We start from the raw sequence: 7,328 nt of genomic DNA on the forward strand, positions 1-7,328 counted from the left end.
ATCTAGATCTCGGCCTCGATCCGCTCGTATTCCGCCGGACCCCGGGAGCGGCGCATTCTGCCGCCGCACCGCTCCCCGCCCTGGAAGAGATGGATCAGGTAGAACCAGACCTCCTTCATCCGCTGGGAAGCGGGGCCCGTCTGGCCGTAAAAGGACTGGTATTCCTGGTACAGGGCGGCGGTGAAGTCCCGCAGCTCCTCCCGGCTGGCGGCGGGGCCGCCTCGGAGCTTTCGCAGCAGGGCGGGGTCCGCCACGGCTCCCCGGCCGATCATCACGTGCTCCGCCTGGGGGAAGGCCGCCTCAAACTCCCGGCACTCCGCCGTGGTCCTCAGGTCGCCGTTATAGCACACCGGGTTCCGGCTCTCCGCCAGGGCCTTGGCAAATACGTCCCGGTGAACCGGGCCCCGGTATTTCTCCTTCTGTATCCGGGGGTGAATGGTCAGGCAGGCGATGGGATAACGGTTGTAAATCTCCAGCAGCTGCCCGAACTCCTCCGGAGACTGGATGCCAAGGCGGGTTTTGACGGAGACGGGGAGGGGTGTCCGGGCGAACACCGTGTCAAAAAAGCGGTCCAGATCCTCCGGCCTTGCCAGAAAGCCCGCACCCTTGCCCTTGGCGGTGACAGTGCCGGAGGGACAGCCCAGGTTTAGGTTCACCTCTTCATAACCCAAGTCCCGCACCGTCTCCGCCGCCCAGAGGAAGTCCTCCGCCCGGCAGGTCATCACCTGGGGCACCTGCCGGAGGCCAGGGAGCATCTCCAGCTCCCGGCGGTCCCGGGGGGTGAGGATATGCTGGGGCGTGGGGGAGAAGAAGGGGATGAAATACCGGTCCGCGCCGCCGAACCGCCGGGCCCACACCCGGCGGAACACGGTCTTGGTGATGCCGTCCAGGGGAGCCAGGTCACAGCGGGCGATCACGGCAGTTTCTCCTCCCATTCCGCCGGGCGGAAGCCCGTGAGAACAAAGTCCTCGCCCACCAGAATGGGCCGCTTGACCAGCATCCCGTCGGTGGCCAGCAGTTGGAGTTGTTCCTCCGCATCCATGGCGGGGAGCCTGTCCTTCAGCCCCAGCGCCTTATACTGGAGGCCACTGGTGTTGAAGAACTTTTTCAGCGGGAGTCCGCTCCTCTTCCACCAGGTTCGCAGCTCCTCCGCGGCGGGGTGTTCCAGCTTGATGTCCCGGGCCTCATAGGAGAGCCCTTTGGCGTCCAGCCAGGCTTTTGCCCTCTGGCAGGTGGTGCATTTGGGGTAGTGCAGAAATAACATGGCGGTTCTCCTTTGTCATGAAAATAGATCCAGCTGCTGTCCGGACTGCTTGTCCTCAAATTCCATCAGCCAGTCCATGGCCGCCTCTGGCTCCCAGAGGACGCTGCGGGCCTGGCACTCCTCCCGGAAAATCCGGCTCAGATGGGCGGCGTTGGGGCTGGGGCACTGGTAGCGGTTTCCGAAGGCGCGGATATACCGCTCCTTCACGCCGGGGAAGTGCCGGTCAAGCTGGGCGTAGAAGTACTCCCGGTCCCCCTCCCGCAGCGTGACGCCCATGCCGAAGTTGACAATGGCCTCCACCCCGGCATCGAAGCAGTACCCCAGCAGTCCCCGCAGGTTCTCCTCCGTGTCATTGAGAAAAGGGAGGATGGGGCACAGCCACACGCCGGTGCGGATGCCCGCCTCATGGCAGGTTTTCAGCATCTCGAACCGGCGGCGGGTAGTGCAGACACCTGGCTCCAGAATGCGGCAGAGGTCTTCGTCAAAGGTGGTGAAGGTGGTGCAGACCACGGCTTTGGCGGTTTGGTTGATCTGCTTCAAGAGGTCCAGGTCCCGCAGCAGCAGGTCGGATTTGGTGAGCACCGACACGCCGAAACCCTGGCGCTCGATCACCTCTAGGCACCGCCGGGTCAGGCGGGTCTCCCGCTCCAGAGGCAGATACGGGTCGCACATGGAGCCGGTGCCGACCATGCAGCGGCGGCGCTTGCGGCGGAGGGCATCCTCCAGCAGTTCCGGGGCGTTGACCTTCACCGCCACGTCCTCGAAGGCGTGGTCCATCTGGTAGCAGACGCTGCGGGAGTCGCAGTAGACGCACCCGTGGGTGCAGCCCCGGTAGACGTTGATGCCGTTCCGGGGGGAGAGGATGGATTTTGCTCTGATCTCATGCATGGCGTATCCTCCTCCCGAATAGGGAGAGTATAACAAAAAATGGGCTCCGGGGCAAGAGCAAAAAAGCAGGCGGCAGAAAATGGCCGCCGTCTGTGTGATTGCGGGGGAGAGGTTGTCTCTAATGCTTTATTTTCCTCCCGCACCTCGTCCTCCTCGCTGGGCTGGGAGATGGTGAATTCCTCTGCCGCCCGCTGTGCTGGGGACTGTTTTCCATGTGCTGAATGGCGTCCGCCGCTGCGTGAAACAGGATGAGATAGGGCTTTTTGTAATCCGTTCGGCATTAGGTTCTCTTATAATCACCATAATACATACAGTTTCAAGCTGCGAACTGGGATTTGAAAGATAACACCACGAGGCATCCTCTGTGCTATTCCATTTTTATTATACCGTTTGTAACCTTGATGAAGCGGAATCTGCTGCAACTGACTATAAGCCCCTGCATCGAAGTGGTGATGAACATGAATAAAAGGATAGCCGGCCGCTGTATTACAATTAAAAAGCTATCAATCTATTCTTGTGCTGTTTCATGCTGCCTGCAATCACTCTCTGTGCCATTGCTTGAGCAGTTGCCGGAATTACCCGGGATCATCAGCAGGCAGCTCCTGTGACAGAGGCTAACATCCTTGCGGCCGTACAGCAGATGGGTTTATCGCTGGAGCTCTCCGAAGATGGCACGGAGTCGTAAGGAGAAGGCCGCGTGCTCTATATATTGACTGGGAAAAATATTATGAGCCTATCCATAAATTAGCGATGAACAGGGAAAAGCTTGCGCCAGACAATAATGGCAGGGGCAAAATGGATAAGCTCAAGGTAGTTTTGCGACTTCTTCTCAAAACGAACGAGCAACTTGCGGAAATTGCGGATTTTTAAGTGCTTCAACTATATGAAGCGCTGCACCAACCCAATGACCGCGTCAGACCGCGCCGCCGCTGTCCAGCGCCCGGAAGACCCCCTTGGAGTAGACCGCTGTCACAGCCGCGGCGGCGGCCGCACCCAGAAGAACAGCCCAGGCCGGACAGCCCTCGAACAATGCTCCGTAGACCGCCTGGCCCAGAGGCGAGGCGCAGTTGGACACCGCCATGATGAAGGCCATCACCTTTCCCAGCAGGTCCGGAGGAGTCTGGCTCTGGACGGCGGCGCTGAGTACCACCACCAGCGTGGTGGACAGGACCATGATGGTGAAGCTCATAGCTGTGATTGCCCACCAGCCGGCGGAGGGAGAGACGCCCGGCAGCAGGGCCAGCCCCATGACTGCCGCCGTCAGGCTGGCCGCCAGCAGCACAAGGCCGCCCCGCCGGAGCCGCAGACGCGCTCCCAGAAAGGCCGTCAGGACGCCGCCGAAGAGTCCGCCCAGGCCCATGGCCCCCTGGGTGATCCCCAGGCGGCTGTCACTCATGTTCAGCACCTGGACTACCGCCACAGGGATGCCCACGATCAGGGCGGCGGACAGCACCAGGTTAAACAGCGCCAGCACCACCATGGCAGAGAGGAATATCGGGCGCTGCTGCCGGATGAACCGCCAGCTCTCCCCCAGATCCCGCCATACCGTGGACAGCACGCTTCCCGCCGCGTCCTGGGGGTGGTGGGGAATGTGGATGAACAGCTCCATGACGGCGGAGAGGAAGAAGCACCCGATACCGACCCACAGGATAGGCCGGATGCCGAAGGCCCCAAACAGCACGCCGCCCACCACAGGACCCAGGAGGCCCGACAGGGTGCTCACCATGTTGATGACGGCGTTGGCGCTGGTGAGCTGCTCCGGCTCCGCCAGGAGGGGGATGCTGGCCTGTACCGCCGGCTGGTAGGCCCCGGCGATGCCGTAGAGCAGCATGAGGCAGGCGGCCGTCAGGGGCACCAGCGGCGCCCGCCCCAGAAGGAGGGCGAAGGCCAGCATTAGACCTGCTGTGAAGAAGTCCAGAACAGCCATGATGGTTCGCTTGTTGATCCGGTCCGCCGCCACGCCGCCGATGGGGGAGCACAGCACGGCGGGGATGAAGGACGCCGCCCCCACTGCGCCGAACAGCGCCGCGGACCCGGTCTGCCGCAGCAGGTACAGCGGCAGGGTAAAGCGCACAATGGCGTTGCCGAAGAGGGAGATGATCTGTCCGATGACCACCAGGGTAAAATCCCGGCGGAAGAGAGAGGCTGTTTTCATATTCATTCTCCTTTTATAAACCGACCGTCGGTTTTTATATTCCCAAAAAGAAACTGCCCGCGCGCGGCAGTTTCTTCTCAGTTGCAGGTCTCTGCCCCCGGAGAGGGGGGATGGGCCATCTCCGCATAGTTTACCAGGGCGTCAATGATCTCCTGACCGATCAGCTCCGTGATGCCGAAGCCATGGAAGAGGCGATTGTAAACAGCACACCGGGCCCTGATCTCCTCCGGTGTAGTGGGGCGGACAATGGGGTTGATCCAGATATCAGACAGGAGTATCATGGCCTCCGCCAGTTCCTTGGGGTGGCCTGTATGAATGGAGCCGTCGGCCAGGCCCTGGCGGATGATGGGCTCGATAAAAAAGGGCGCGACCTCGAAGAAAATACTCCGCATCTCCGTAGTCAGAAATTTGGCGTTGTTCAGCAGATAGGGCAACATGCAGAACATCTTTGCCTGCCGCTCCGGCTGCATGGAGACCTTGAAAATGGTCCGCAGCTTCTCCAGGCCGTTCAGATGGGGGTCGTCCCGGACCGCTGCCAGGATCGCTCCGTTTTTCTGGCCGATGCGGTCGCAGACAGAATAAAAGATATCCTCCTTGGAGGTGAAATGGTGGTAGATGGCCCCCTTGGAGAGGCCCGTTTGCTGAATGATCTCCTGGAGAGAGGTGTGGTCATAGCCCTTTTCGATAAACAGCCGCTCTGCTGTGTCCAGGATTTTCCGAATGGTCTCCTCCGGATACTTGTTCCGCCCCACAGGACGCCCTCCCCTCAAACAGACCAACGGTCTGTTGCTTTCAAGATACCACACCTTCCCCCCGGTGTCAAGCCTGCTTTTTCAGGACCTCCCGCCGGATGAAATCAAAGGCTGCGTCCTCGCCCTCGTCCCGCAGTTTGACCAGGATTGTCTCCAGCAGGGCGGAGGTGGCGGGGTGGAGTAAAAGACGCTTGTTCCGGCCCCGGAGAAAAAATTTGTAGGGATCGCCGGGGTCGAAGTCCGCCCCCCGGTAGACTTTGCTGGCGGCCAGACGGTCGCAGAACATCTCCGCCACGTATTTTGCCGGCATCTCCACGCCCTGGATGCCCTCCGGGCCATAGTCCGTCCAGAACTCGAAGTGGTGGCGGTTGCGGCCCTTGTGGTGCATCCAGGAGGCGCTGTACCCCCGGGCTTTCCGCTGGGCGTCGTTAGGGCTGTGGTCCCCCTGGAAGTATTTCACCCCGGCCCAGAATTCCACGGGGGAGTACTTGCTGAGGTCGTGGGTCAGCCCCTGCCAGTACAGCCCCAGGCGGAAGCAGTATTTCCGCACCAGCGCCCGGTGGTGATTTACGGTTTTCAGATGGCCCCAGAAGTCCACGCTCCGCACCTCCAAACCAATGTTCCGTAGACAGTATAGCACGGTTTGGCCGGAAAAACGAGTAAAATTTTTACGCGGGGCTATACTATTTGCGAGGTGGTTTGTGTGGAGGGAGCAATATTTGACTGTCCTGTGCTCTGGCTGGAACGGCTGCCTTCCGGGGTTCTGGGAGTGGAGACCCCGGCAGGGGTGGCGGGACGGACCTGGGATCTGCTGGCCCTGACCCGGCGGGGCTGTAAGGCGCTAAGGCGGGGGCCGGTCTTTGACCGGACAGAGACCGCCTGCCGTATTCTGCTGGTCCCCGGGGACGGTCCGCCGATGTTTCCCGCGGAGACGGTGATTACCTACGGCCTGTCCCCCCGGGACAGTCTGACTCTCTCCAGTTTGACAGAGCCGGTGCTGTGCGTTCAGCGGAGCCTCCCCCGGCCCGACGGGACGGTGATCGAGCCCCAGGAGTTCCCCCTGCCGCTCCTGCCCGGCCCGCCGGAGGAGCTGCTGCCCCTGCTGGGACTGAGGCTGTTGCTTATGCCACTGACAGAACCTCCCATTCTGTGGTAAACTTTCAGCATCAAACAAAGGGAGAACGTGCTATGGCGTGGTATGGCTGGCTGTTTTTGATCGCGGTTTTGGCAGTTCCGGCGGTGATTTGCGGGATCCTGTACGACGGGAAAAATGACAGCACACCCTGCATCGGCTGCGGGGAGTGTATCCGGACAGGGGAGTGTGTGCTGGTCAAAAACCGCCAGAAGGCGAAAAAGGCCGCGGCGAAGTACAAAAAAGAGCAGGATGCTTCTTGACAAATCCCGGAGAAGGGATATAATGTCACTGTCCATGAAGCAAAACGCAGTGAAAAAGCCAGCCTTACGAAACCGGCTCTCAGCGAGAGGGAGATGGTGCGAGCCCTCAGCCCACGCCGCCAGGCAGCCACTTTGGAGCGTCCCGCAGGGAGCGGGCCGGTTCATCCCCGTTACCGGATGGCTAAGATGTCTCCCCAGGGGGATAATTAGGGTGGTACCGCGAAGAATGCCTTCGCCCCTATGTTTGGGGCGGAGGTTTTTTTGGCGCCGCGGAACGGGATGCCCTGTATGCGGAATCCGGAATTTTTGTAGAAATACCAAATTGAACTTATTATATATTGGAGGAAGAAACATATGTCACACCCCTATCATGGCGTAAACGAGCTGCGGGAGATGTTCCTGAGCTACTTTGAGAGCAAGGGACACCTGCGGCTGCCCAGCTTTTCCCTGATCCCCCCGGCCAATGACGCCAGCCTCCTGCTCATCAACAGCGGCATGGCACCCATGAAGACCTGGTTCACCCGGGAGGAGGAGCCGCCCCGGGACCGGGTGTGCACCTGCCAGAAGTGCATCCGCACCGGCGACATCGAGAACATCGGCAAGACCGACCGTCATGGCACCTATTTTGAGATGCTGGGCAACTTCTCCTTCGGCGACTACTTCAAAAAGGACGCCATTCCCTTCTGTTGGGAGTTTCTCACGAAAGTGGTGGGCCTGGAGGAGGACCGGCTGTATCCCTCCATCTACCTGGACGACGACGAGGCCTTTGAAATCTGGAACAAAGACATCGGCATCCCCCGGGAGCGCATTTTCCGCTTCGGCAAGGAGGACAACTTCTGGGAGCACGGCGCGGGCCCCTGCGGCCCCTGCTCCG

Annotated in this window: 9 protein-coding genes; 3 read left to right on the forward strand and 6 right to left on the reverse strand. The window is 60.6% G+C overall.

Annotation, left to right across the window (positions count from 1 at the left end; genetic code table 11):
• Positions 1-2: 2 nt before the first annotated feature.
• The 6 genes from QZ326_RS10095 to QZ326_RS10120 all read right to left on the reverse strand — a co-directional run bounded on the left by QZ326_RS10095 (position 3) and on the right by QZ326_RS10120 (position 5,657).
• The gene (locus QZ326_RS10095) at positions 3-917 is read right to left on the reverse strand and encodes a tRNA-dihydrouridine synthase (RefSeq protein ID WP_295744767.1); all 915 of its coding nucleotides are present in this window, start codon (positions 915-917) and stop codon (positions 3-5) included.
• Positions 914-1,264, reverse strand: a complete 351-nt coding sequence (locus QZ326_RS10100; protein WP_295744770.1) for an arsenate reductase family protein — start codon at positions 1,262-1,264, stop codon at positions 914-916. Before QZ326_RS10100 ends, QZ326_RS10095 begins: the two co-directional genes overlap by 4 nt.
• A 15-nt stretch (positions 1,265-1,279) precedes the next feature.
• The gene (locus QZ326_RS10105) at positions 1,280-2,152 is read right to left on the reverse strand and encodes a radical SAM protein (protein WP_295744772.1); all 873 of its coding nucleotides are present in this window, start codon (positions 2,150-2,152) and stop codon (positions 1,280-1,282) included.
• Between the two features lie 913 nt (positions 2,153-3,065).
• A complete protein-coding gene (locus tag QZ326_RS10110; RefSeq protein ID WP_295744775.1) occupies positions 3,066-4,307 on the reverse strand; it encodes an MFS transporter in 1,242 nt (413 codons plus the stop codon).
• Positions 4,308-4,384: 77 nt separating this feature from the next.
• Positions 4,385-5,059, reverse strand: a complete 675-nt coding sequence (locus tag QZ326_RS10115) for a TetR/AcrR family transcriptional regulator (RefSeq protein ID WP_295744779.1) — start codon at positions 5,057-5,059, stop codon at positions 4,385-4,387.
• A gap of 67 nt (positions 5,060-5,126) precedes the next feature.
• A complete protein-coding gene (locus QZ326_RS10120) occupies positions 5,127-5,657 on the reverse strand; it encodes a DUF5662 family protein (protein WP_295744781.1) in 531 nt (176 codons plus the stop codon).
• Positions 5,658-5,762: 105 nt separating this feature from the next.
• Between QZ326_RS10120 and QZ326_RS10125 the strand changes: the two genes are divergently transcribed.
• The 3 genes from QZ326_RS10125 to QZ326_RS10135 all read left to right on the forward strand — a co-directional run.
• The gene (locus QZ326_RS10125) at positions 5,763-6,215 is read left to right on the forward strand and encodes a hypothetical protein (protein ID WP_295744784.1); all 453 of its coding nucleotides are present in this window, start codon (positions 5,763-5,765) and stop codon (positions 6,213-6,215) included.
• Between the two features lie 32 nt (positions 6,216-6,247).
• On the forward strand, positions 6,248-6,454 hold the full coding sequence (locus tag QZ326_RS10130) for a hypothetical protein (RefSeq protein ID WP_295744787.1): 207 nt from the start codon (positions 6,248-6,250) through the stop codon (positions 6,452-6,454).
• A gap of 354 nt (positions 6,455-6,808) precedes the next feature.
• On the forward strand, positions 6,809-7,328 hold a 520-nt coding region (locus tag QZ326_RS10135; protein WP_295744790.1), incomplete at its 3' end, for an alanine--tRNA ligase-related protein.

Source organism: uncultured Oscillibacter sp., from assembly GCF_910587525.1.
In the GTDB taxonomy this organism is placed as follows: Bacteria; Bacillota; Clostridia; order Oscillospirales; family Oscillospiraceae; genus Oscillibacter.

What these genes read in the sequence shown, in the direction of transcription:
- QZ326_RS10105 (WP_295744772.1), bottom strand. Translation starts at nt 2,152, where the DNA reads ATGCATGAGATCAGAGCAAAATCCATCCTCTCCCCCCGGAACGGCATC.
- QZ326_RS10110 (WP_295744775.1), bottom strand. Translation starts at nt 4,307, where the DNA reads ATGAAAACAGCCTCTCTCTTCCGCCGGGATTTTACCCTGGTGGTCATC.
- QZ326_RS10100 (WP_295744770.1), bottom strand. Translation starts at nt 1,264, where the DNA reads ATGTTATTTCTGCACTACCCCAAATGCACCACCTGCCAGAGGGCAAAA.
- QZ326_RS10130 (WP_295744787.1), top strand. Translation starts at nt 6,248, where the DNA reads ATGGCGTGGTATGGCTGGCTGTTTTTGATCGCGGTTTTGGCAGTTCCG.